General features: G+C 61.3%; 19 protein-coding genes. 12 read left to right on the top strand and 7 right to left on the bottom strand.

Going from position 1 to position 21,397, the window contains the following annotated elements; translation table 11 throughout:
• The first annotated feature begins 422 nt into the window (after positions 1-422).
• The 3 genes from phhA (at position 423) to GFU70_RS07600 (ending at position 2,856) form a co-directional block, all read left to right on the top strand.
• Positions 423-1,208 (top strand): phenylalanine 4-monooxygenase, encoded by a 786-nt coding sequence (gene phhA / locus GFU70_RS07610; RefSeq protein ID WP_116642942.1) that lies wholly within the window; start codon positions 423-425, stop codon positions 1,206-1,208.
• A 98-nt stretch (positions 1,209-1,306) separates the two neighbouring features.
• The gene (locus GFU70_RS07605; protein WP_003184087.1) at positions 1,307-1,663 is read left to right on the top strand and encodes a 4a-hydroxytetrahydrobiopterin dehydratase; all 357 of its coding nucleotides are present in this window, start codon (positions 1,307-1,309) and stop codon (positions 1,661-1,663) included.
• Positions 1,663-2,856: an amino acid aminotransferase gene (locus GFU70_RS07600; RefSeq protein ID WP_153387810.1), complete on the top strand. Its 1,194-nt coding sequence runs from the start codon at positions 1,663-1,665 to the stop codon at positions 2,854-2,856. The genes GFU70_RS07605 and GFU70_RS07600 overlap by 1 nt, the downstream gene beginning before the upstream one ends.
• A 132-nt stretch (positions 2,857-2,988) precedes the next feature.
• Here GFU70_RS07600 and GFU70_RS07595 read toward each other — a convergent pair whose 3' ends face one another.
• Entirely contained in the window at positions 2,989-3,552 is a 564-nt protein-coding gene (locus GFU70_RS07595; RefSeq protein ID WP_058545689.1) for an NAD(P)H nitroreductase, read from the bottom strand.
• A gap of 160 nt (positions 3,553-3,712) precedes the next feature.
• Between GFU70_RS07595 and GFU70_RS07590 the strand changes: the two genes are divergently transcribed.
• Positions 3,713-5,167 (top strand): TrkH family potassium uptake protein, encoded by a 1,455-nt coding sequence (locus tag GFU70_RS07590; protein ID WP_058545690.1) that lies wholly within the window; start codon positions 3,713-3,715, stop codon positions 5,165-5,167.
• Here GFU70_RS07590 and GFU70_RS07585 read toward each other — a convergent pair.
• The gene (locus tag GFU70_RS07585) at positions 5,124-6,185 is read right to left on the bottom strand and encodes an AraC family transcriptional regulator (RefSeq protein ID WP_116643802.1); all 1,062 of its coding nucleotides are present in this window, start codon (positions 6,183-6,185) and stop codon (positions 5,124-5,126) included. The two genes, GFU70_RS07590 and GFU70_RS07585, sit on opposite strands and share 44 nt — an antisense overlap.
• A 138-nt stretch (positions 6,186-6,323) precedes the next feature.
• Here GFU70_RS07585 and GFU70_RS07580 point away from each other — a divergent pair, with 138 nt between their 5' ends.
• Both GFU70_RS07580 and GFU70_RS07575 read left to right on the top strand, forming a co-directional pair.
• A complete protein-coding gene (locus GFU70_RS07580; RefSeq protein ID WP_116642944.1) occupies positions 6,324-6,635 on the top strand; it encodes a DUF962 domain-containing protein in 312 nt (103 codons plus the stop codon).
• A gap of 14 nt (positions 6,636-6,649) precedes the next feature.
• Complete coding sequence (locus GFU70_RS07575; protein ID WP_116642945.1) at positions 6,650-7,240, top strand: HD domain-containing protein; 591 nt, start codon at positions 6,650-6,652, stop codon at positions 7,238-7,240.
• Between the two features lie 102 nt (positions 7,241-7,342).
• Here the strand turns inward: GFU70_RS07575 and GFU70_RS07570 are convergent, their stop codons facing one another.
• Entirely contained in the window at positions 7,343-8,158 is an 816-nt protein-coding gene (locus GFU70_RS07570) for a UDP-2,3-diacylglucosamine diphosphatase (RefSeq protein ID WP_058543936.1), read from the bottom strand.
• 135 nt (positions 8,159-8,293) lie between these two features.
• Between GFU70_RS07570 and GFU70_RS07565 the strand changes: the two genes are divergently transcribed.
• Complete coding sequence (locus GFU70_RS07565) at positions 8,294-9,043, top strand: helix-turn-helix transcriptional regulator (protein WP_116642946.1); 750 nt, start codon at positions 8,294-8,296, stop codon at positions 9,041-9,043.
• 296 nt (positions 9,044-9,339) lie between these two features.
• The gene (locus GFU70_RS07560) at positions 9,340-10,230 is read left to right on the top strand and encodes a DMT family transporter (RefSeq protein ID WP_058543938.1); all 891 of its coding nucleotides are present in this window, start codon (positions 9,340-9,342) and stop codon (positions 10,228-10,230) included.
• On the opposite strand, the gene GFU70_RS07555 is transcribed toward GFU70_RS07560, so the two are convergent.
• Positions 10,224-10,511: a SelT/SelW/SelH family protein gene (locus GFU70_RS07555; protein WP_058543939.1), complete on the bottom strand. Its 288-nt coding sequence runs from the start codon at positions 10,509-10,511 to the stop codon at positions 10,224-10,226. The genes GFU70_RS07560 and GFU70_RS07555 overlap by 7 nt on opposite strands.
• Positions 10,512-10,582: 71 nt before the next feature.
• Here GFU70_RS07555 and GFU70_RS07550 point away from each other — a divergent pair, with 71 nt between their 5' ends.
• Positions 10,583-12,784, top strand: a complete 2,202-nt coding sequence (locus tag GFU70_RS07550; protein WP_153387809.1) for a patatin-like phospholipase family protein — start codon at positions 10,583-10,585, stop codon at positions 12,782-12,784.
• Between the two features lie 164 nt (positions 12,785-12,948).
• Here the strand turns inward: GFU70_RS07550 and GFU70_RS07545 are convergent, their stop codons facing one another.
• From GFU70_RS07545 to recQ, 3 genes are all read right to left on the bottom strand, one after another.
• On the bottom strand, positions 12,949-14,925 hold the full coding sequence (locus GFU70_RS07545; protein WP_153387808.1) for a FimV/HubP family polar landmark protein: 1,977 nt from the start codon (positions 14,923-14,925) through the stop codon (positions 12,949-12,951).
• 113 nt (positions 14,926-15,038) lie between these two features.
• Positions 15,039-15,473, bottom strand: a complete 435-nt coding sequence (locus tag GFU70_RS07540) for a MarR family transcriptional regulator (protein ID WP_003199001.1) — start codon at positions 15,471-15,473, stop codon at positions 15,039-15,041.
• A gap of 118 nt (positions 15,474-15,591) precedes the next feature.
• A complete protein-coding gene (gene recQ, locus GFU70_RS07535) occupies positions 15,592-17,718 on the bottom strand; it encodes a DNA helicase RecQ (protein ID WP_153387807.1) in 2,127 nt (708 codons plus the stop codon).
• Positions 17,719-18,143: 425 nt separating this feature from the next.
• Between recQ and GFU70_RS07530 the strand changes: the two genes are divergently transcribed.
• The 3 genes from GFU70_RS07530 (at position 18,144) to GFU70_RS28680 (ending at position 21,331) form a co-directional block, all read left to right on the top strand.
• Complete coding sequence (locus tag GFU70_RS07530; RefSeq protein WP_003198997.1) at positions 18,144-18,731, top strand: YecA family protein; 588 nt, start codon at positions 18,144-18,146, stop codon at positions 18,729-18,731.
• Between the two features lie 8 nt (positions 18,732-18,739).
• Positions 18,740-19,135, top strand: coding sequence for a YbaN family protein (locus tag GFU70_RS07525; protein ID WP_027913208.1), 396 nt, complete (start codon positions 18,740-18,742; stop codon positions 19,133-19,135).
• 153 nt (positions 19,136-19,288) lie between these two features.
• On the top strand, positions 19,289-21,331 hold the full coding sequence (locus tag GFU70_RS28680) for a hypothetical protein (protein ID WP_226921055.1): 2,043 nt from the start codon (positions 19,289-19,291) through the stop codon (positions 21,329-21,331).
• Positions 21,332-21,397 lie beyond the last annotated feature (66 nt).

Here is a 21,397-nt window from a genome sequence, read left to right as displayed (position 1 = left end):
AAGGCCCGATGTGTATTGGAAACTCGTGGGAAGGGAGCTTGTTCCCGCTTGTAGGAGCTGCCGAGCGAAGCGAGGCTGCGATCTTTTCCCAGACAGTTGAATCCCAAGCGAAAGGATCAAAAAATCGCAGCCTTCGGCAGCTCCTACGGCGCAGCCCGGCCTTTGCCATGAGGGTTTCCGACCGGCAGCGGAAATAACTGTCAAGATTATGTGACAGCTATAGGCAGATTCCCACAAGAAAATCCCGATAACATCGGCGCACCCGTCAATTCGTAACGAAAACTTTACGAATTTGCCATTCTTTTACCCATCCCACCTTTGTCAGAGTGCTGCACATCTCCCTGCTTCGGGTTATCTCTAATACATCGCTGGACATAACAACAACACGTCTTCCCCGAGAGGGAAATCAGCAGGAGAACAGCATGAAGCAGACGCAGTACGTGGCCCGCGAGCCCGATGCGCAAGGTTTTATCCACTACACCGCCGAAGAACATGCGGTGTGGAATACGCTGATCACCCGCCAGCTGAAAGTCATCGAAGGCCGTGCGTGCCAGGAATACCTGGACGGCATCGACAAGCTTGGCCTGCCCCACGACCGTATCCCGCAACTGGGCGAAATCAACCAAGTGCTGGGCGAGACCACGGGCTGGCAGGTTGCCCGGGTGCCGGCGTTGATCCCCTTCCAGACCTTCTTCGAATTGCTCGCCAGCAAGCAGTTTCCGGTGGCAACCTTCATTCGTACCCGGGAAGAACTGGACTACCTGCAAGAGCCGGACATTTTCCACGAGATCTTCGGCCACTGCCCATTGCTGACCAACCCCTGGTTTGCCGAATTCACCCACACCTACGGCAAACTCGGCCTACAGGCTTCCAAGGAAGAACGCGTCTACCTGGCGCGCCTGTATTGGATGACCATCGAGTTCGGCCTGGTGCAAACCCCACAGGGCCGGCGCATCTACGGTGGCGGCATCCTGTCCTCGCCCAAGGAAACCGTGTACTGCCTGTCCGACGAGCCCGAGCATCAAGCCTTCGATCCACTGGAAGCCATGCGCACGCCGTATCGCATCGACATCCTGCAACCGGTGTATTTCGTGCTGCCAGAACTCAAGCGCCTGTTCGACCTGGCCCACGAAGACATCATGGGCATGGTCAAGCGCGGTCGGGAACTGGGCTTGCACGCCCCGAAATTCCCACCAAAGGCTGCGTGAACCGCGTCTTTTAATCTCAATTGAGTCTGTTGCACAACGCGGCTTTGCTTTAGCGTGGGTGCATCGACGTTTTCAAATATTCGATCCAGGAACACACCATGAACACTCTGAACCAAGCCCATTGCGAAGCCTGCCGCGCCGACGCCCCACAAGTCAGCGACGAAGAACTGCCGGTACTGATCAAGCAGATCCCCGACTGGAACATCGAAGTGCGCGACGGCGTAATGCAACTGGAAAAAGTTTTCCTGTTCAAGAACTTCAAGCACGCCCTGGCGTTCACCAACGCTGTGGGTGAAATTTCCGAGGCCGAAGGCCACCACCCAGGCCTGCTCACCGAATGGGGCAAAGTCACCGTGACCTGGTGGAGCCACTCCATCAAGGGCCTGCACCGCAACGACTTCATCATGGCCGCCCGCACCGATGACGTGGCCAAGACCGCCGAGGGCCGCAAGTAATGCATTTCGATGCCATCGGCCGGGTACCCGGCGACCCGATTCTCGGCCTGATGGAGGCCTACGCGGCGGACAGCAACCCAAGCAAGTTCGACCTGGGCGTGGGTGTCTACAAGGATGCCCAGGGCCTGACGCCGATTCTTCAGTCAGTGAAACAGGCCGAGCAGCGGCTGGTGGATCGCCAGACCACCAAGACCTACATCGGCGGCCATGGCGACGCCGCGTTCGGCCAGTTGATCAATGAGCTGGTGCTGGGTGCCGACTCTCCGCTGATCAGCGCAAGACGTGCCAGCGCCACCCAGACACCGGGCGGCACCGGTGCGCTGCGCCTGAGTGCCGACTTCATCGCCCAATGCCTGCCGGGCCGTGGCGTATGGCTGAGCAACCCGACTTGGCCGATCCACGAAACCATCTTCGCCGCGGCCGGGGTCAAGGTCAGTCACTACCCTTACGTGGGCGCTGATAACCGCCTGGATTTCGAAGCAATGCTGGCGACGCTGAACCAGGCGCCCAAAGGTGATGTGGTGCTGCTGCACGCCTGTTGCCATAACCCCACCGGGTTCGACCTGTCCCATGAGCAATGGCGTCAGGTGCTGGAGGTGGTGCGCAGCCGCGACCTGCTACCGCTGATCGACTTCGCCTACCAGGGCTTTGGCGATGGGCTGGAGCAGGACGCCTGGGCGGTCCGGCTGTTTGCCGATGCGTTGCCGGAGGTGCTGGTCACCAGTTCCTGCTCGAAGAACTTCGGCCTCTACCGCGATCGTACGGGTGCATTGATCGTCTGCGCCCGGGATGCCGAGAAGCTGGTGGACATCCGCAGCCAACTGGCAAACATCGCCCGCAACCTGTGGTCGACGCCGCCGGACCATGGCGCAGCCGTGGTGGCGACCATTCTCGGCAACCCGGAACTCAAAAGCCTGTGGGCCGATGAAGTCCAGGCCATGCGCCTGCGCATCGCGCAATTGCGCAGCGGCTTGCTGGAGGCCCTCGAACCCCATGGCTTGCGCGAGCGCTTCGCCCATATCGGCGTGCAACGCGGGATGTTCTCCTACACCGGCCTGACGCCAGAGCAGGTCAAGCACCTGCGCGAGCGCCACAGTGTCTACATGGTCGGCACCGGCCGGGCCAACGTGGCCGGCATCGACGCCACGCGCCTGGATCTGCTGGCCGAGGCGATTGCAGACGTTTGCAAGTAAGGCCACTTGCTCCCGCTGGACGGTGTGTAGGAGCTGTCGAGTGCAACGAGGCTGCGATCTTTCCTCTATAAATCGAGTTCCGAGCGAAAGATCAGGATCAAAAGATCGCAGCCTCGCTTCGCTCGGCAGCTCCTACAGGCCTGTCCACTCGCTGACAAATTCTGCAGTTTCCACTTTCGGCGCCGTGCGCGCTTCTTTCTGCGGTGTGCCCAGGTAGAGGAAACCGATCACCTCTTCCCCGTCTTCAAGGCCAAGCCCCCTGGCCACCTGCGGCGAGTACGCCAGTTCACCGGTGCGCCACACGCCGCCAACCCCTTGGGCATACGCAGCCAACAAGATGCCATGGGCCGCGCAGCCAGCCGCCAGCAGTTGCTCGGATTTGGGGATTTTGAAATGGTCCTGCAGACGGGCAATCACCACTACGACCAGGGGCGCGCGCAAGGGGCCATTGAGGGCCTTTTCCACAACGGCTTCCGATACCAGCGGGTCATTGAACCGCGCGGCTTCGGCCAGCAGTTCGCCCATGCGATGCCGCGCCTGCCCTTCGACCGTCAAAAAACGCCATGGCCGCAACTGGCCGTGATCCGGCGCCCGCATGGCCGCAGCGAACATGAGTTCGCGCTGTTCGGGCGTGGGGGCCGGGTCCACCAGGCGCGGGACGGAAACACGGTTGAGCAAAGCGTCGAGAGCCTGCATCGGCCACCTCCTGAAAAAATGTCCGGCTATTCTAGTGGCTGTGCGGCGAGTTCGTTAGCGCAAATTCCGCGACCTGGCGCCAACTGGCGCCGGGTGCCGGTTTACAGGATGCTTGCCGCAGGTAGAATGGCGCCCTTCCCTTTCAGCCTGAGCGGACTTCATGGCGTTGCCGACCCTGCGGATCATTGGTTTCATCATCGGCATCTTCCTGATCACCCTGGCGATCTTCATGGTCGTGCCCATGGCCACCCTGGTGGTCTTCGAGCGCACCGGCGACCTGCCGTCGTTCCTCTGGTCGAGCATGATCACCTTCCTCGCCGGCCTGGCACTGGTGCTTCCCGGGCGCCCGGAACACATCCACCTGCGCCCGCGCGACATGTACTTGCTGACCGTCAGCAGTTGGCTGGTGGTGTGTATCTTTGCCGCGTTGCCGTTCCTGCTGACCCAGAAGATCAGCTACACCGACTCGTTTTTCGAAAGCATGTCCGGCATCACCGCCACCGGCGCCACCGTCCTGAGTGGCCTGGACACCATGTCCCCGGGCATCCTGATGTGGCGCTCACTGCTGCACTGGCTCGGCGGTATCGGCTTCATCGGCATGGCGGTGGCGATCCTGCCCTTGCTGCGCATCGGTGGCATGCGGCTGTTCCAGACCGAATCGTCGGACCGCTCGGAAAAAGTCATGCCCCGTTCCCACATGGTGGCGCGGCTGATCGTGGCGTCCTACGTGGGCATCACCATTCTCGGCACCCTGGCGCTCTGGTGGGCCGGGATGAGTCTGTTCGATGCTATCAACCACGCGATGTCGGCGATCTCCACCGGCGGTTTTTCCACCTCGGACCAATCCCTGGCCAAATGGACCCAGCCGGCGGTGCACTGGGTGGTCATCGTCATCATGATCCTCGGCAGCTTGCCGTTTGCCCTGTACGTCTCGATGTTGCGGGGTAATCGCCGGGCTCTGATCAAGGACCAGCAGGTCCAGGGGCTCATCGGGGTGTTGCTGGTGACCTGGCTGGTGCTCGGCACCTGGTATTGGGCGACCACCGACCTGCATTGGCTGGAGGCGCTGCGGCACGTGGCGCTGAACGTGACGTCCATCGTCACCACCACCGGCTTCGCCCTGGGCGACTACAGCCTGTGGGGCAACTTCTCACTGATGCTGTTCTTCTACCTGGGGTTCGTCGGCGGTTGTTCAGGCTCGACGGCCGGCGGGATCAAGATCTTCCGCTTCCAGGTCGCCTATATCCTGCTGCGGGCCAACCTCAATCAACTGATCCACCCCCGCGCGGTGATCAAGCAGAAATACAACGGTCATCGCCTCGACGAAGAAATCGTGCGCTCGATCCTCACGTTCTCGTTCTTCTTCGCCATCACCATCTGCGTGATCGCCCTGCTGCTGTCGCTGCTCGGGGTGGAATGGATGACGGCGCTGACCGGCGCGGCCAGTACTGTGTCCGGCGTCGGCCCGGGGTTGGGCGAGACCATCGGGCCGTCCGGCAACTTCGCACCGCTGCCGGACGCGGCCAAGTGGATTCTGTCAGGGGGCATGCTGCTGGGCCGACTGGAGATCATCACGGTGTTCGTGCTGTGTATCCCGGCGTTTTGGCGTCACTGACCGCTTCAGGCTGGCTCCCCAACCGTGCCCGGTATTCGCCCGGCGTGGTGTCGAACCAGCGGCGGAAGGCCCGGAAAAAATTGCTCGGGTCGGCAAATCCCAGCAGATAGGCGATTTCCAGCAACGTCATGCCCGGCTGCGCCAGGTACTGCTCGGCCAGTTCGCGACGGGTGTCTTCGAGCAGGCTCTGAAAACTCGTGCCCTCTTCCTGCAAGCGCCGCTGCAAGGTCCGCTGTGACAGGTGCAGCGTCTGCGCCACCACATCACGCTTGGGCTCGCCCTGGGGCAACAACCGGCACAACACTTGTCGCGCCTTGTGGGTCACACGGCTTTCCGAAAAACGCGCGAGGTACTCGCCGGCAAACCGGTCATGCAACTGCGCCATCGCTTCGTTGGCCGTCGGCAGCGGCGCCTCCATGTCGGCCCGTTCAAAGATCAGCGCGTCATAGGCCGCGCCGAACACCAGCGGCGCGCAGAAGGCTCGCTGATAAGGCGTCAGGTCCAGGGGGGCGGTGCCTTGGAACAGCACTTTTACCGGGTGCAAGGTACGTCCGGTCAGCCAGTTGCACAGGGCCAACGCACAGGCCAGGGACGCTTCGGCACTTTGGCGTGTGGGGGGTAAATGGTCGCCATGCACCGTCAGGATCAGCCCGTAACCCTCTTCCAACCGACGAAAACTCAAGTCGGCGCTTTCGGCAATGATCCGCTGGTATCGCACCAGTCGCTGGAAACCCTCCGCCAGCGTGCGACTGGACATCAAGGCGTAGCCCGCCACATGAAACGAGGCCGGGCGCACCACTTTCCCCATGTTCAAGCCAATGGCCGGGTTACCGGACAATTCCACCGCCCGTTGCCAGAGCCGCGTCATCGAGTCCTGGGGGAAACGTGCATCCGGATCGTCCAGCGCATCAAAGTCCAGCCCCAGTTGCTTGAACAGCACCCGACAATCCAGGCCGTCCATTTCCAACGCCTTGACAATCCCCATCGCCCAGCTTGAAGAAGTGGTTCGTTCGTTCATGACGTTTACTTGCATGACGAGCCGCAGGGTACGGCTGGATTTGCGAAGGATACTAAAGTGGCGCCGATTGTCACTGGCCATAGCAATTGATAGCTCTAGACTTCAAGCATCAGAACAATAACCACAGAGCCAGCTGTCGTGGAAAATGCCAAACAATTCAATACCTTCGCTGAGTTCTACCCGTATTACCTCGGCGAGCACAGCAACAGCACCTGCCGACGATTGCATTTCATCGGCACCTCCCTGGTCATCCTGATTTTCGTCACGGCCCTCGTAGTGGGCAGCGGGTGGCTGTGGCTCGCCCTGCCCGTGGCCGGCTACGGCTTTGCCTGGATCGGACACTTCTTCTTCGAAAAAAACCGTCCCGCCACCTTCCAGCACCCGTTCTACAGCCTGCTCGGCGATTTCGTCATGTACCGCGACATGCTGCTGGGCAAGGTTGCGTTCTAGCCAAAGGTCTGACTATGAATACCCATGCCCGCTTTACCCACATGCAGGACGGTACCCAGGAAGACTGGGCGATCATCGCGGCTGACTTCAGCGCCTACGCACGGCAATTGCCGGGGCGGATCCTGGCCCACTTGAAACTGCTGGACGGCGATTTCGGCGGGTTCCCGGTGGATCGCCTGACCCACTCCCTGCAAACCGCCACCCGTGCCTACCGTGACGGACGCGACGAGCAATACGTGGTCTGCGCCCTGCTCCACGACATCGGTGACACCCTGGGCTCGTATAACCATCCAGACATCGCCGCGGCGATCCTCAAGCCCTTCGTCAGCGCCGAAAACCTGTGGATGGTGGAAAAACACGGGATTTTCCAAGGCTATTACTTCTTCCACCACCTGGGCATGGACCGACACCTGCGCGAGCAGTTTTTCGAACATCCGCAGTACCAGGCGACGATCGACTTTTGTGCGAAATATGACGCGGCGGCGTTCGATCCCGAATACGACACTTTGCCGCTAAGCTTCTTCGAACCGATGCTGGAAAGGGTGTTTGCCACGCCGAAGCAGTCGATCTACAAGGCGGCGATGACGCAGGCACCGGCCCTGTAGGAGCTGCCGAAGGCTGCGATCTTTTGATCTTGATCTTTCGCTTGAAATTCAATCGTCAGGGGAAAGATCGCAGCCTCGTTGCACTCGTCAGCTCCTACGGTTTCAAGCCGGTTCGGCGACTTTCAGTGCTTTCAACTGCGCTTCGCGCGCCTGGGCCTCCGCCAACCGATACAACTCGATCGACCCGTCCCAATGCTCGATCAGCGCCGTGCAGGATTCGACCCAGTCGCCACAATTGAGGTAATCCACCTCACCCACTTTGCGGATCTCGGCATGGTGGATATGCCCACAAACCACGCCATGCAGTTCGCGCTTCACACACTCGTGGGCGATCGCTTCTTCAAAATCGCTGATGAAGCTGACGGCGGTCTTGACCTTGTGCTTGAGGTACGCCGACAACGACCAGTAGCCGTAGCCGTAACGGGCCCGCCAATGGTTGAGCCAGCGGTTCAGCGTGAGGGTGAACTCGTAGGCCGAATCCCCGAGGAACGCCAGCCAACGATGGTACCGGGTGATGACATCGAACTGGTCGCCATGGATCACCAACAGGTGCCGACCATCGGCAGTGACGTGCACCGCTTCGTCCACCAGCTGGATATTGCCCAGGATCAGCTTCGAATAGCGCCGCAGGAATTCGTCATGATTGCCGGTGACGTAGATCACTTCAGTGCCGCGCTTGCTCATGGTCAGCAAGCGGCGAATGACGTTGGTGTGGGCCTGGGGCCAATACATGCCACCGCGCAGTTTCCAGCCATCGATGATGTCGCCCACCAAGTAGATCTTGTCGGCGTGGTAACCCTTGAGGAACTGCGACAAGTGCTCGGCCTGGCAATCCCGGGTGCCCAGGTGCACGTCGGAAATCCACAAGGTGCGAACACGCTGTTTGCGGCTGGGTCTGGCGAGCTCTGCGCTGGTCATTGGGCAACCCTCTGATCGTTTTTGCCACTGTGCACGCCAGCGGTTAATGGCCCATGACAAACACAAGTCCATTGCATGACAGCGCCGGGCGTTGCGCCCTCGGTGTATGCTGGCGGCCTGACACGGGAGACCGCGATGAGACCGATCCTCACACTACGCCACTACAGCCACGACTTGATCGTCCACAGCCATGAGCATGCCCAATTGGTGTTCGGGCTGTCTGGCGCACTGGATTTCGAGGTCGAAGGCCATGGCAGCCAGGTGGTGCAACAAAGCTTCGTGGTGATACCGGCCGGCGCGCATCACGCCTGCGGCAGCCCCCACGGCAGCCGTTGCCTGGTGTTGGATGTGCCCAGTGATGACTGGGTCGGGCAATGCCTGGGGGACCACGCCGACGCCAGCCGCCGCTTGCTCGACGACACTGCACGCCTGCCCCTGGATGCGGGGCAGAGCCAGTTGGTCAGTTGGTTGGCGGGGAGCCCGGTGGACGATCCGGTGATCGCCCAGCAAGGCGCGGTGCTGCTGCTGGCGAGTCTCAATAACGCTCGCCAGGAAACCCTCGGCGGCCGGCGCCTGCCCTACGCCGCACTCAACGCGCACATCGACCAGAACGCCGCCTATCCGCTGCAAGTGGCGGACCTGGCGCGAGTCGCCGGCCTTTCCAGCGCCCGCTTGCACGCGCGCTTTGTCGCCGAGTGCGGACAAACCCCGATGGATTACATCCGCAGCCGTCGCTTGCACAAGGCCGTGGCGTTGTTGCGTGATTCGCAGTTGCCCATCGGTGAGATCGCCCACCGCGTCGGCTACAGCTCCCAAAGTGCCTTCGCCGCGGCGGTGCTGCGCGAATTCGGCGTCTCGCCGGGCAAGCTGCGGCGTCAACGCTAGATACGCGCTAAAAATCGCTAGGATCGCGACAGACACCACCCCCTCCCAAACGCTTAAATGCCCAGTAGCAGCTGTGTAGGAGCTGTGTAGGAGCTGTGTAGGAGCTGTGTAGGAGCTGACGAGTGCAACGAGGCTGCGATCTTTCCCAAGACACTTGAATCTCAAGCGAAAGATCAAAAGATCAAAAGATCAAAAGATCAAAAGATCAAAAGATCAAAAGATCGCAGCCTCCGGCAGCTCCTACAGGGTATTGATGTTTGTCCGTTGGTTTTGGCTTATCTGTTGAAAGGATTGAAATGACACCCCGTACCGCCCTCGGCGCCCTGCACATTGGCGCACTCATGTTTGGCCTGACCGGTGTATTCGGCAAACTCGCGGCAGCCTCGCCGGCGGTCATTGTGTTTGGTCGCGCCATCTTCGCCGTGCTTGCCCTTGCGGTGTTCGCCCGGTTCGCCAGCAGCAGCCGCTGGCAGAAACTGCGGGCCCAGGATGGCCGGCGATTGCTGCTCGGGGGGCTGTTGCTGGCCGGGCACTGGGTGAGCTTCTTCATCGCCGTGAAGGTTGCCGGCGTGGCGATCGCCACGCTGGGGTTCACCAGTTTCCCGGCCTTTACGGTGCTACTCGAAGGGCTGATCTTCCGCGAGCGGATTCGCGCCAATGAAATCTGGCTGGTGGTGTTGGTGAGCATCGGCCTGGTGTTGGTCACGCCGAACTTCGACCTGGCCAGCGGCGCCACCACTGGCCTGCTGTGGGCCGTGGCCTCGGGGCTGCTGTTTTCCCTGCTGTCATTGACCAACCGCGCCGGTTCGGCGCACGTACCGCCGGTGCAGGCCGCGCTGTGCCAGAACGTGGTGGTCGGGGTGTGCCTGCTGCCGATGGCCGCGCCGCAATTGAGCGACGTGCGCCCCATCGACTGGTTGTGGATCGGCTTGCTCGGCGTGTTCTGCACCGGCCTGGCCCACAGCCTGTTCGTCGCCAGCCTGGCGGTGATCAAGGCCCGTACGGCGGCGGTGGTGTTCGCCATGGAGCCGGTCTACGGCATCGCCATGGCCTGGTGGCTGTTCGATGAGAGCCCGACCCTGCGCATGCTGCTGGGCGGCGTGGTGATCATCACGGCCATCGTGATCTCAAGCCAACTGGGCGGTTCGAAGAAACCGGAGGTCGGCGCCCAAGCCGCGTCTCACTGACCCCGATCGTTGTGGCCCAGGTCCCGCTCCGGGTCGATCCGGTCGCGGACCCGCTGCTTGAGGACCTTGGCTTCGGGAAAACCGCCATCGGCCTTGCGCTCCCAGATCTGCATGCCGTCGCAACTGATGTGGAACACACCGCCGGTGCCCGGCACCAGCGACACCTTGCCCAGGTCATCGCCAAAGGTGCTGAGCAGCTCCTGGGCCAGCCAGGCAGCGCGCAACAGCCATTGGCACTGGGTGCAATAGGTGATGACGACTTCCGGTTTGTGTTCAGTCATGACGGGTGAACTCCTGGGTTCGAAGGCGTCGCTATAATACCCGCCTTTGATCGCCCGCCCCGAGATTGACGATGCGCCGCCTCCTGCCCCTCCTGCTTCTGCTGCTGTTGCCCCTGCTCGGCCATGCCAACGAGCCCACCGTCGAAGCGCCACGCCCGAAAATCGGCCTGGTGCTGTCCGGCGGTGCCGCACGGGGGCTGGCCCACATCGGCGTGCTCAAGGCCCTGGAAGAGCAAGGCATCAAGATCGATGCCATCGCCGGCACCAGCATGGGCGCGGTGATCGGCGGGCTGTATGCCTCGGGCTACAAGATCGACGAACTGGAAAAACTCGCCTTGGGCATCGACTGGCAACAGGCCTTGTCCGATGCGCCGCCACGCAAGGACGTGCCATTCCGACGCAAGCAGGATGACCGCGACTTCCTGGTCAAACAGAAACTGAGCTTTCGCGACGACGGCAGCCTCGGCCTGCCCTTGGGGGTCATCCAGGGCCAGAACCTGGCCCTGCTGCTCGAAAGCCTGCTGGCCCACGCCAGTGACACCCGGGACTTCGACAAACTGCCGATCCCGTTTCGCGCGGTCGCTACTGACATCGCCAGCGGCGAAAAGGTCGTGTTTCGCAAAGGCCACCTGCCCAAGGTCATTCGCGCCAGCATGTCGATCCCGGCGGTGTTCGCCCCGGTGGAACTGGACAGCCGGTTGCTGGTGGACGGCGGCATGTCCGACAACATCCCGCTGGACGTGGCCCGGGAAATGGGCGTAGACGTGGCTATCGTGGTCGACATCGGTACGCCCCTGCGCAATCGCAAGCAACTGGTCACGGTGCTCGACGTGCTGAACCAATCGACCACCCTGATGACCCGGCGCAACTCCGAAGAGCAACTGGCAACCCTGAAAAAAGACGACGTGCTGATCCAGCCGGCGCTGGCGAGCTTCGGCTCCACCGACTTCGGCCAGGCCCGGGAAATGATCGACGCCGGCTACCGCGCCACGCGGATACTCGAGGCACGCCTGGCCCCTCTGCGCCCGTCCGAGGCCCCCGACGCCGAACTCATGGCCGCGCGCACCCCCAGCGAGCGCACGCCGGTCATCACCGCCATCCGCGTGGAGAACGACTCGAAAGTCGGCGATGACGTGATTCGCTACTACATTCGCCAGCAGATCGGTGAACCGCTGGACCTGGGCCGCCTGCAGACCGACATGGGCACGCTGTACGGCCTGGACTACTTCGAGCAAGTGCAATATCGCGTGGTCCGCAAGGGCCCGGACCACACACTGCTGATCAGCGCCCGGGGCAGGCGCACCGGCACCGACTACCTGCGGCTGGGGCTGAGCCTGTCGGATGACATGCGCGGCGACAGCGCTTTCAACCTGGGAGCCAGCTATCGGGTCAACGGCATCAATCGCCTGGGCGCCGAATGGCTGACCCGGGCGCAGATCGGCGACAAGCAAGAGCTATACAGCGAGTTCTACCAGCCATTGGACGTCGGCTCGCGCTACTTCATCGCCCCCTACGGGCAATTCGAATCGCGCAACGTGGAGGCCATCCTGGACAACGATCCGGTGGCCCAGTATCGCGTCGAGCGCTATGGCTTCGGGCTGAACGTGGGCCGCCAGATCAGCAACAATGGCGAAATCCGCTTCGGTGTCGGCCAGGCCTGGGGCAAGGCGGATGTGCGCATTGGTGATCACGACCAGCCCAGCGAAAACTTCAATGAAGGTTTCTATGAGCTGAAGTACTCCTTCGATTCCTTCGACAACGTGTATTTTCCCCATGAAGGGGAAGACATTGGCCTGACCTGGCGCCAATACGAACCGGGGCTGGGTTCCGACCAGCGTTATCGCCAATGGGAGTTCAAACTGGACAAGGCCCTGAGCCGCGGCCCGGACACCTTCATCCTGGGCGGGCGCTACGGCCGAACACTGGACACTGCCGAGGTCGTGACTTCCAGCTTTGTGCTGGGCGGCGCACGGCAACTGTCGGGCTTTCGCGAAGATGGGGTCTCCGGGCAGAACATCAGCCTGATGCGTGCCGTGTATTACCGCCGCCTCACACCGCGGGCCTACCTGCCACTGGACTTCCCGCTGTACATCGGCGGCTCGTTGGAACGCGGCCGGGCCTGGAACAACGACAACGAATTCGACAGCGGCTACATCAACGCCGCCAGCATTTTCCTCGGTTTCGATACGCCACTGGGGCCACTGAATTTCAGCTATGGCTTTAACGACGATGATGAACAGGCGGTGTATCTGAACCTGGGGCAGACGTTTTGATGGGCTGCCTGGACAGGATTTGACAGCCTGATAGGCGGCTATCGCGAGCGAGCTCGCTCCCACATGGGGTCCGGGGTGTAGCCGGAATCGCCGTTCCCTGTGGGAGCGAGCTTGCTCCGGGCGGCGTTCCGACGATGAGGCCAGCCGCTACAACCCCGATAGCACTAGCGAATCCCGGCCAGCAGCACCTGGGCAGTCTGCCTGAGGGGTTCATCGCCCTCCTTGAGCAGTTCTTCAAGCAGGGAGACGGCGGTCTTCAGGTCTCCATCGTCGATGCAATTCTGTGCCTGTTCCAGCTTGATCGAGTGTTCCGGGGCCTGAGGTTCAGGGGGCGTGGTGTCCAGGAAAACAGGCTCAAGGGCCAGCGGCTCGAGTTCCAGCGACTGTTCTTCGTCGGCAAAGCCATCGAGGAAAGCATCATCCAGCGACTCGGTTTCCAGTGGCGTTTCCCATTGCAGGTCCGGCTCGTCGAACCCTGAAAGCGACAAGCCCTCGGCGGCATGGGGTAAAACCGCATCTTTTCCAGCAGTGTTGTCCTGGGCATCGGCGAGGTCCCAGCTGGTTTCCATGGACAATGCATCCAGGTCCAACTCGAACTCGTCACTGGGCGCCTGCTCACGTTCAGCAGTGGGTGCGGTTGCAAGAGCCGGCACCTGAGGTTGCGCCGATGCCACGATCGGCGCAGCAATTGCGGCAGCCTTGGGATAGCGCCCGCGGATTTCCTCCAGCGTCCCGGCATCGATACCTTGTGCCAATAAATGATGTTCCTGAGCCTGGAAACCGATGACGTCGCCCTGCTTGCCCAGTACCTCCAGCAACTTGAGGCCCAGGTCGGTGCGTTCCGGCTCCGCCAGCAATGCGGCGCGCAACAGCCCCGCAGCCTCGGTGAAACGACCGTAGGTCAAGTAGATTCCGACGCCCTCCAGTACGTCCCCCAGGGGCGCATCCCCGTTGTTGAACGAGGTCGCGGCCTCCGGCGGCTCCGTATCGGGCAGTGCTGCAAAGGTTTCGTTGCCCTCTTCCAGCATCGGCTCGGGATGCCCGGTCACCGGCGCCACCTCCGCCTGCTGCTGCCGACGCCGAACGAACAGTAACAACGCCAACAACCCCAAGAGGCCCACCAGCCCCGCCACCCATGACCAATTGATACCCTCTGGTTCTGCAAGCGGTTCTGTAGCCGGTTGTGTCTCCGCTGCAGGTGCAGGTGCAGGTGCAGGTGCAGGTGCAGGAAGTGTCGGTTGCGATTGCGCCGACACAACAGGGGCTGGCGCAACTTCGGCCAGCCGGGTCTGTAATTCAGTGATCTGTTTGCGCTGGCCGGCGACTTCCTCATCCTGGGCCTGAAGCCGTGCCTGCAGTTGCTCGATAGTCTTCTGTTGCTGCTGGTTTTGCAGCACGCTGGCGGCCAATTGCTCATCGGACGCGGCGGGGGCCTGGCCTGCAGGGGTTGCAGCCGGCATCGGCAGCACGGCCGAATCGGGCAGCAACAAGCGCTGGCCAATGGATAACCGGTCGCTGCCGGGGTTCAGGGCCTGGATTGCATGCATCAACTCATTGACTGACGCGTTGCTGCCGGCGTCATGCAGGCGCCTGGCGATGAGCCAGGGGTTGTCCCCCGGCACGACGGTGTAACGCTTGCCCTGTACCGCCGGGGGCGGCTTGATGGCAGGCACCGCGGACGCTGGGGCCACGGAAGGTTCGTCACCGGCCGGCACGATACCCGGTGTGCCCGGCGGGTCGATCAGCACGGTGTATTCACGCAGCAGACGCCCGTTGGGCTGATCGAGTTGTACCAGGAAATTGAGAAAGGGTTCTTCCACCGGTTTGCTGGAGGTCACCCGAATGAAGCTGCGCTCCCCGCGCAGTACCGGCGTGAAGCGCAGGTTATTGAGAAAGAACACCCGCTCCACACCCGCACGACTGAAATCGTCCGGGCTCGCCAGGCTGGCCGACAGATCGCCCTCGCCGACCCCGGTCACGTCGACCAGGGCGATATCGGCGCGCAACGGCTGGTTCAGGGCGGAATGAAGCGTGATCTCGCCAAGTCCCAGCGCCGAAGCCAAGGCCGAATACCCCAGGGTACCCACGACGACCGACACGTTGACCCAACTGCGCAACGTGGACTGCAAACTTTCAAGCATGGGTATCCCTTTCGACTGCCAGACTGAGCGTAAACGCATCCAATACGATCACTTAGTACTGGTTATAGTTCGCTAATCGCCGAATCTCAAAAGTCTGGCGCCAGGGATATACCTCAGGATTTTTCCAGGTTGGCCAGGATCGTCCCGTGGACCCGCATGCACACGCGCATGTCCGCTTCGTCGACACCTTCGAACAGCTCACGACGCAGTTGCGTGGCAATGGTTTCGATTTGTTCGATCAACGGTAGGGCCGGTGCGCAGAGCACGATTTTCTTGGCCCGGCGGTCCTCGGCCACGGCCTGGCGCTGCACCAGCCCCTGGGTTTCCAGGCTGTCGAGCAGCCGGGCCAGGGTCGGGCCTTCGACGGCGACGCTCTGGGCCAGTTCACGCTGGGTCGGCGCCTGTTCGAAACGGGCCAGGTGCAACAGCACCAGCCAGCGCGCCTGGGACAGGCCCAGCCCGGCCAGGCGACGATCCAGTTCGGCACGCCAGCCTCGGGACATTTGCGCCAACTGCATGCCAAAACGGTGTTGATCGGTTAACGGCATAAAAAAACTCATCAGATCTGAAATAGAGAAAAACTAATTATTAGTCAGCTAAGCATGAGCTTTGGGTTCAAGCAAGGCTCGCCTTGTACTGAATCGTTAAAGGAACGCAACTCACTGATCAGACTTCAAATTCCGACTGCAATGCAGCCCTGACGCAATACAGCACGCCTTCGGGAACCCGTCCGACAAACAGTGCGGCAACTTCGGACACCGGCGGTAACTCGCCTTCGCCATCCAGGAATGCATCCTGCACCTCCCCCATCAGTTCTTCGGGCAGATCCAGTGCCTGTTCCAGGGACAACTGCTGTTTGCCAATGGCCTCGGCCAGCATTGTGTAGACGTTCTTTTCCGAGCACTGCAGTTGCCCGGCGATCTGTAATGGCGTCATGCCGGCCCGGGCCAGCGTGATAAGTTCGTGGCGCACATCGGCCACCACTTTCGGTGCTTCGGCCTCGCCGCCCAGTACCTGGAGGAAAGCTTCGCCATAGCGCTCCAGCTTGCGCGCGCCCACGCCACTGACCCGGGCCATTTCCGCCAGGGAGGTGGGCTGGCTGCGGAGCATTTCCAGCAGCGTCGAGTCGGGGAAGATGACGTATGGCGGGACGCCGTGCTCCTCGGCCAGCTTGCGCCGCAAGGCACGCAAGGCTTCCCATTGATCGCGCTCTTCGCCACGCACCAGTTGGCTGGCCTGGCTCTTGCTGCTCTTGACCGCCGTTGCCGGCTTGAGGTCGCGGCGCAGTTCGAGGGTGACCTCGCCTTTGAGCAAGGGCCGACAACTTTCGGACAAACGCAGGCCACCGTAGCCTTCCAGGTCGATGTCGGCCAGGCCGCGGGCCACCAGTTGTCGGAATAATGAACGCCATTCACTCTCGGTGCGCGCCTTGCCCACGCCGAACACTGAAAGATGCTGGTGGCCGAAGTTGCGGACCTTCTCGTTGTCCTTGCCCAGCAACACGTCCACCAGATGCCCGACACCGTAGCGCTGGCCGGTGCGGAAGATGGCCGACAAGGCCTGGCGGGCCGGTTCGGTGGCGTCCCAGGTTTCCACGCCATCGACGCAGTTGTCGCAATGCCCGCAAGGCTGGGGCATGTCTTCGTCAAAGTAGGCCAGCAGGGTCTGGCGACGGCAGCGGGTTTCCTCGCACAGCGAGAGCATCGCGTCGAGCTTGTGTTGTTCCAGGCGCTTGTGGCGCTCGTCGCCTTCGGAGTTCTGCAACATCTGCTTGAGCATCACCACGTCTTGCAGGCCGTAGGCCATCCAGGCATCGGCCGGCAAGCCGTCACGGCCGGCACGCCCGGTTTCCTGGTAGTACGCCTCGAGGGACTTGGGCAGGTCCAGGTGCGCGACAAAACGCACGTTGGGCTTGTCGATGCCCATGCCGAACGCAATGGTGGCCACCATGATCAGGCCTTCCTCGTTGAGGAAGCGCTTCTGATGATAGGCCCGCAGGTCGTTGGGCAGGCCGGCGTGATACGGCAACGCCGGAAACCCTTGCTCACACAGAAACGCCGCCACTTCATCGACCTTCTTGCGCGACAGGCAATAGACGATGCCGGCATCACTGCGGCGTTCGGAGAGAAACGCCAGCAACTGCTTGCGCGGCTGCTCCTTGGGTACGATGCGATAGAAAATATTGGGACGGTCGAAGCTGGACAGGAACCGCTCGGCGTTCTGCAAGTGCAGGCGCTCGACGATTTCCTCGCGGGTGCGCTTGTCGGCGGTGGCAGTCAGGGCGATGCGCGGCACGTCGGGGAACAGCTCCGCCAGTTGCCCCAGCTGCAGGTATTCGCGTCGGAAATCGTGGCCCCATTGGGACACGCAGTGGGCTTCGTCGATGGCGAACAGGGCGATTTCCAGGCTCTGCAGGAACGCCAGCATGCGCGGCTGCACCAGGCGCTCCGGGGCCAGGTACAACATCTTCACTTCGCCGCGCTTGATACGCGTCGCCAGGTCCCGCTGCTGCTCGGCGCTGAGGGTAGAGTTCAGCGAAGCGGCGGCAACCCCCAACTCCTCGAGGGTCGCGACCTGGTCGTCCATCAAGGCGATCAGCGGCGAAACCACCACCGCCAGGCCATTGCGCAACAGCGCCGGTACCTGGAAGCACAAGGATTTGCCGCCGCCGGTGGGCATGAGCACGAGGGCATCGCCACCGCTGGCCACGCGCTCAATAATGGCACCCTGGCGGCCACGAAAACTGTCGTAGCCGAAGATGTCCTTGAGGACGCGTTGAGCCTGTTCGAGCATAGAAACTCCAAAAATCACCGAAACATCCCTGCAAGGCTGGTTCAGAACCACAAAAGCTGCACCGGCGAATCGTAAGTGCGCGTTTCGAACCGGCGGGACGCCGCAGGGCATCACAAAACGCGGCAGTATACCCGAGGCCTTCGTTGCAAAGGTGGCTGCTGACAGGAGGTGATCAAGTAGGCGATTGCACGCCATGCGCCCTGTAGGAGCTGCCGAGTGCAACGAGGCTGCGATCTTTCCCCAGCCAATCGAGCCTCAAGCGAAAACCGAAAGATCAAGATCAAAAGATCGCAGCCTTCGGCAGCTCCTACAGGGATCGCGGTCCGCTCGTGCGCCCAAGTAGAGGCAAATACGCCACGCGGCTGGCTTGGGGGCTCAAGAAGGCCTAGAATTCCCGCATTGTTTATTCCCCAAGGTAGCCCGTAATGTCCTTCGCTGAGCAACTGACCCGCCTGCAAGTCTTCCTCGACGCCGATGAGCTGCACGAAGAGGCGCTGGACTACGTGGCCGCTCACGGCTATCTGACCGCCCTGTCCATCTGCGCAGAAACGGTGCCGGACCGTGAGTGGATCGATGCCCTGTTTGCCGAAGAGCCGCATTACAGCGACGAAGCCCAGCGTGCCGAAATCGAAGCCACGCTGGTCGGCCTCAAGGCCCACATCGCCCGCCAACTGGCTTCCGACGAAGAATTCGAACTGCCATGCGACCTGGACCTGGGCGATGACCCGGACGATTCGGAATTGCGTGGCTGGTGCATCGGCTTCATGGAAGGCGTGTTCCTGCGCGAAGCCGCCTGGTTCGAAACCGCCGAAGAGGAAGTCAGCGAAATGCTGCTGCCGATCATGGTCGGTTCCGGCCTGTTCGACGAGCAACCGGAATTTTCTGACATCGCCGCCGACGCCAACCTGATGGACGACATGATCGTCCAGATCCCCGAAGCCCTTACCGCCTTGTACCTGCTGTGCAACGCACCGGACGAAAAACCGGCGATCCTCAAGCCTCGCCACCACTGAGTGACCGGGTGCCCTCGCCAGTTGGCACTCGCCCGCTGATCCTGCGTTACGTTCTGTTGGCCATTGGCTGGCTGAGCGTAGCGCTGGGGGTCATCGGCATCTTCGTCCCCGTACTGCCAACCACCCCTTTCCTGCTGCTGGCGGCGGCCTGTTTCGCCCGCAGCTCGCCGCGCTTCTACCGCTGGCTGGTGAGTCATCCCCGCCTCGGCCCTTGGATCAGCGACTACCTCAGCGGCAACGGTATTCCGCTCAAAGGCAAGGTCTACGCCATCGGGCTGATGTGGGTGAGCATCCTCTTTTCCTGCTACCTGGTGCCCCTGCCGTGGGCGCGGGGGTTCATGCTCACCAGTGCGGTGCTGGTGACGATCTATATCCTCAGGCAGAAGACCCTGCATAGATCCTGAAAAACCATTTCTATTCGCCCCCCCTCGCTGGCCCAACCGTTCGTCCAAGCCACCCCCGCACCTGTCAATCCTGACAGTAGCCAAACCTTCCAACCAGATGTCTGATTACTCCTGACGCTGGAAGCCCGCGCGCGCCCCTATCAGGAAAACAACATGGACATCCAATCCTCCACTCTGAACGAACTGTTCGATTTATACCCCGTGATCATTTTGGGTTGGGTGACGCCCGTGCAACCGGCCGGTATCGCGGCAGGTGGCATACCCAAAAGTCTCTACGACGATCAACCTCGCGGCCTGAGATGCCTGATCGATCCATGGACCGAGCTGCAGCGACGTTCCTGGACGATGGCTGTGGATGATCGAGCTGATTTGTACATCAATGACGATCCGTTCCCCGTGGATGGCAAGAACGTGGGACCCGGGGAGGAACAACTGCGCATGGAGTTGCATGTACCCCATGGGCGGTTACTGAATGGTGTGAATCGGTTGTATTACAAGGTGAGCCGCCCCAGTCAAAACGGCGAAACTTCGAGGGACCTGACAGTGCTGTATCACCTGAGGGCACCCGGTGAGCCTGCACCCCAAGGGCTGAATCTGGTGATCCCGCCGGATGTCATTACGGACGGAGTCAGTGCCGAGCGGGCAGCTCAAGGTGTGGAGTTCGGTTTCACCTACTCAAATCGGCGAAACCATGACCGCATCAACTTCTTATTGGGCGATGTGAACGTTCCATTTGAAGTGCCGGCGGGTTCGATACCGGTGACGCGCACACTGTTTACCGAGACCTTCCTACAGGCCGGTAACGACCCGTATACAGCGCTCCAATTCAGGGTGACGGACCAGTTGGGGAACTCCAATCAGTCGGAGACCCATTATCTTGATATTCACCTCGACACCGTCTCAAAACCGATCATCAGCGCAGCGGCAGGTGCCAACGGGCCCATCGAAAACGACGGCATCACCACCGATACCACCGTCGCCTTCACCGGCACCGCGCAACCGAGCGGGGCAATGGATTTTTTCCGCGATCAGACGCCCTTGGGAACCATCACTGCCAGTCCCACCGGCACCTGGACCTATACGGCTACCGGACTGCCGATCGGGTTACTCAGTTTCACGGCAGTCGCCAAGTATGGCGAAGGATTGACCTCCAACGCCTGGCGTTTCACCGTACAAAGCGCGAACGTCGAGCTGCGGATCGATCGGGTGGAGGATGGTAATGGCAATGACATTCCTCAGATTTCAAGCACGCCGTATCGGCAGGTGGTGGTGCACGGGAAAGGAACTCCATCCACCAATGTGGACCTTTTCGAGGGGGCCACGCCGGTGGGTACTACACGCAGCGATGCCGCCGGCGTCTGGCGATGTGTAACCAGTACGCCTTTGAGGGCGGGCAGTATTGCCTTGACGGCGCGATACGCAGGAACGGGAACCTCTTCAAATTCCTGGCCATTGGTTGTTTACCAGGCTCTGAATTATCAATCGACATTCGCCGCCGACTACGATAACTGGGCAAAAGGTCCTGCTGCGAGTGACGGTAGGGACCTGGTGCGCGTGAATGACCCAGCAGACGGGTGGCTGTTGCAAAACATGACGTATACCAACAACAGCCACGGCATCATTTTGCACCGGCCATTCGCGGTCCTCGCTGGAGCGGACTATGAGTTCGCCATCAGGACCCGTCGAATCGTAACCCCGACCCCCGCCACACCGTCGCTCAACCTGGAAACAAACACCTCGCAAGGAGAAATGTTCCCGCCAACGCCCCTTACCCAAAATTGGACGAACCTTGCGGGTACGCTGAAAGCGACGGCGAATGCCGAGGTTGATTTCCGAATCAAGAACGCTACCGCATCAGGGGATGGCAACGACTATCAGATCAAGACGATCTGGGTCTGGCAACGACTGCGGCCCAGTATCCTGACAATGATTGACAGCAACGGCGAACACGTACCCAATGGCGGCACCACCACCGCCGGGGCCGCCCATTTCAGCGGCTTTGCACTGCCCGGCATGTCCCTGGTCATCTTCGTCGATGGTCAACCCGCCGGCGTGGAACGCGTCGCGGACAGCGAAGGCCATTGGACGACGGCGCCGTTTACCATAAGCGGTCCGGGCCGCAAGGAGTGCCGGGTGCAAGCCCAGTATTTGAACGGAACAATGACTTCGCTGAGCTGGATAATCCATTTCGTCTGACTCAATGGATAAGAACGCGCCTTTGATTTGCGGGGGTGAAGTATCACTCCCCGTAGCAGACAAAAC

This window comes from Pseudomonas brassicacearum, from assembly GCF_009601685.2.
Classification (GTDB): domain Bacteria; phylum Pseudomonadota; class Gammaproteobacteria; order Pseudomonadales; family Pseudomonadaceae; genus Aquipseudomonas; species Aquipseudomonas kilonensis_B.
Note: the sequence above shows the minus strand (reverse complement) of the source record. Positions and strands in the feature narration are given on the sequence as shown.

Coding starts and splice junctions, on each gene's coding strand:
- phhA (WP_116642942.1), top strand. CDS start 423: ATGAAGCAGACGCAGTACGTGGCCCGCGAGCCCGATGCGCAAGGTTTT.
- GFU70_RS07605 (WP_003184087.1), top strand. CDS start 1,307: ATGAACACTCTGAACCAAGCCCATTGCGAAGCCTGCCGCGCCGACGCC.
- GFU70_RS07600 (WP_153387810.1), top strand. CDS start 1,663: ATGCATTTCGATGCCATCGGCCGGGTACCCGGCGACCCGATTCTCGGC.
- GFU70_RS07595 (WP_058545689.1), bottom strand. CDS start 3,552: ATGCAGGCTCTCGACGCTTTGCTCAACCGTGTTTCCGTCCCGCGCCTG.
- GFU70_RS07590 (WP_058545690.1), top strand. CDS start 3,713: ATGGCGTTGCCGACCCTGCGGATCATTGGTTTCATCATCGGCATCTTC.
- GFU70_RS07585 (WP_116643802.1), bottom strand. CDS start 6,185: ATGAACGAACGAACCACTTCTTCAAGCTGGGCGATGGGGATTGTCAAG.
- GFU70_RS07575 (WP_116642945.1), top strand. CDS start 6,650: ATGAATACCCATGCCCGCTTTACCCACATGCAGGACGGTACCCAGGAA.
- GFU70_RS07570 (WP_058543936.1), bottom strand. CDS start 8,158: ATGACCAGCGCAGAGCTCGCCAGACCCAGCCGCAAACAGCGTGTTCGC.
- GFU70_RS07565 (WP_116642946.1), top strand. CDS start 8,294: ATGAGACCGATCCTCACACTACGCCACTACAGCCACGACTTGATCGTC.
- GFU70_RS07560 (WP_058543938.1), top strand. CDS start 9,340: ATGACACCCCGTACCGCCCTCGGCGCCCTGCACATTGGCGCACTCATG.
- GFU70_RS07555 (WP_058543939.1), bottom strand. CDS start 10,511: ATGACTGAACACAAACCGGAAGTCGTCATCACCTATTGCACCCAGTGC.
- GFU70_RS07550 (WP_153387809.1), top strand. CDS start 10,583: ATGCGCCGCCTCCTGCCCCTCCTGCTTCTGCTGCTGTTGCCCCTGCTC.
- GFU70_RS07545 (WP_153387808.1), bottom strand. CDS start 14,925: ATGCTTGAAAGTTTGCAGTCCACGTTGCGCAGTTGGGTCAACGTGTCG.
- GFU70_RS07540 (WP_003199001.1), bottom strand. CDS start 15,473: ATGCCGTTAACCGATCAACACCGTTTTGGCATGCAGTTGGCGCAAATG.
- recQ (WP_153387807.1), bottom strand. CDS start 17,718: ATGCTCGAACAGGCTCAACGCGTCCTCAAGGACATCTTCGGCTACGAC.
- GFU70_RS07530 (WP_003198997.1), top strand. CDS start 18,144: ATGTCCTTCGCTGAGCAACTGACCCGCCTGCAAGTCTTCCTCGACGCC.
- GFU70_RS28680 (WP_226921055.1), top strand. CDS start 19,289: ATGGACATCCAATCCTCCACTCTGAACGAACTGTTCGATTTATACCCC.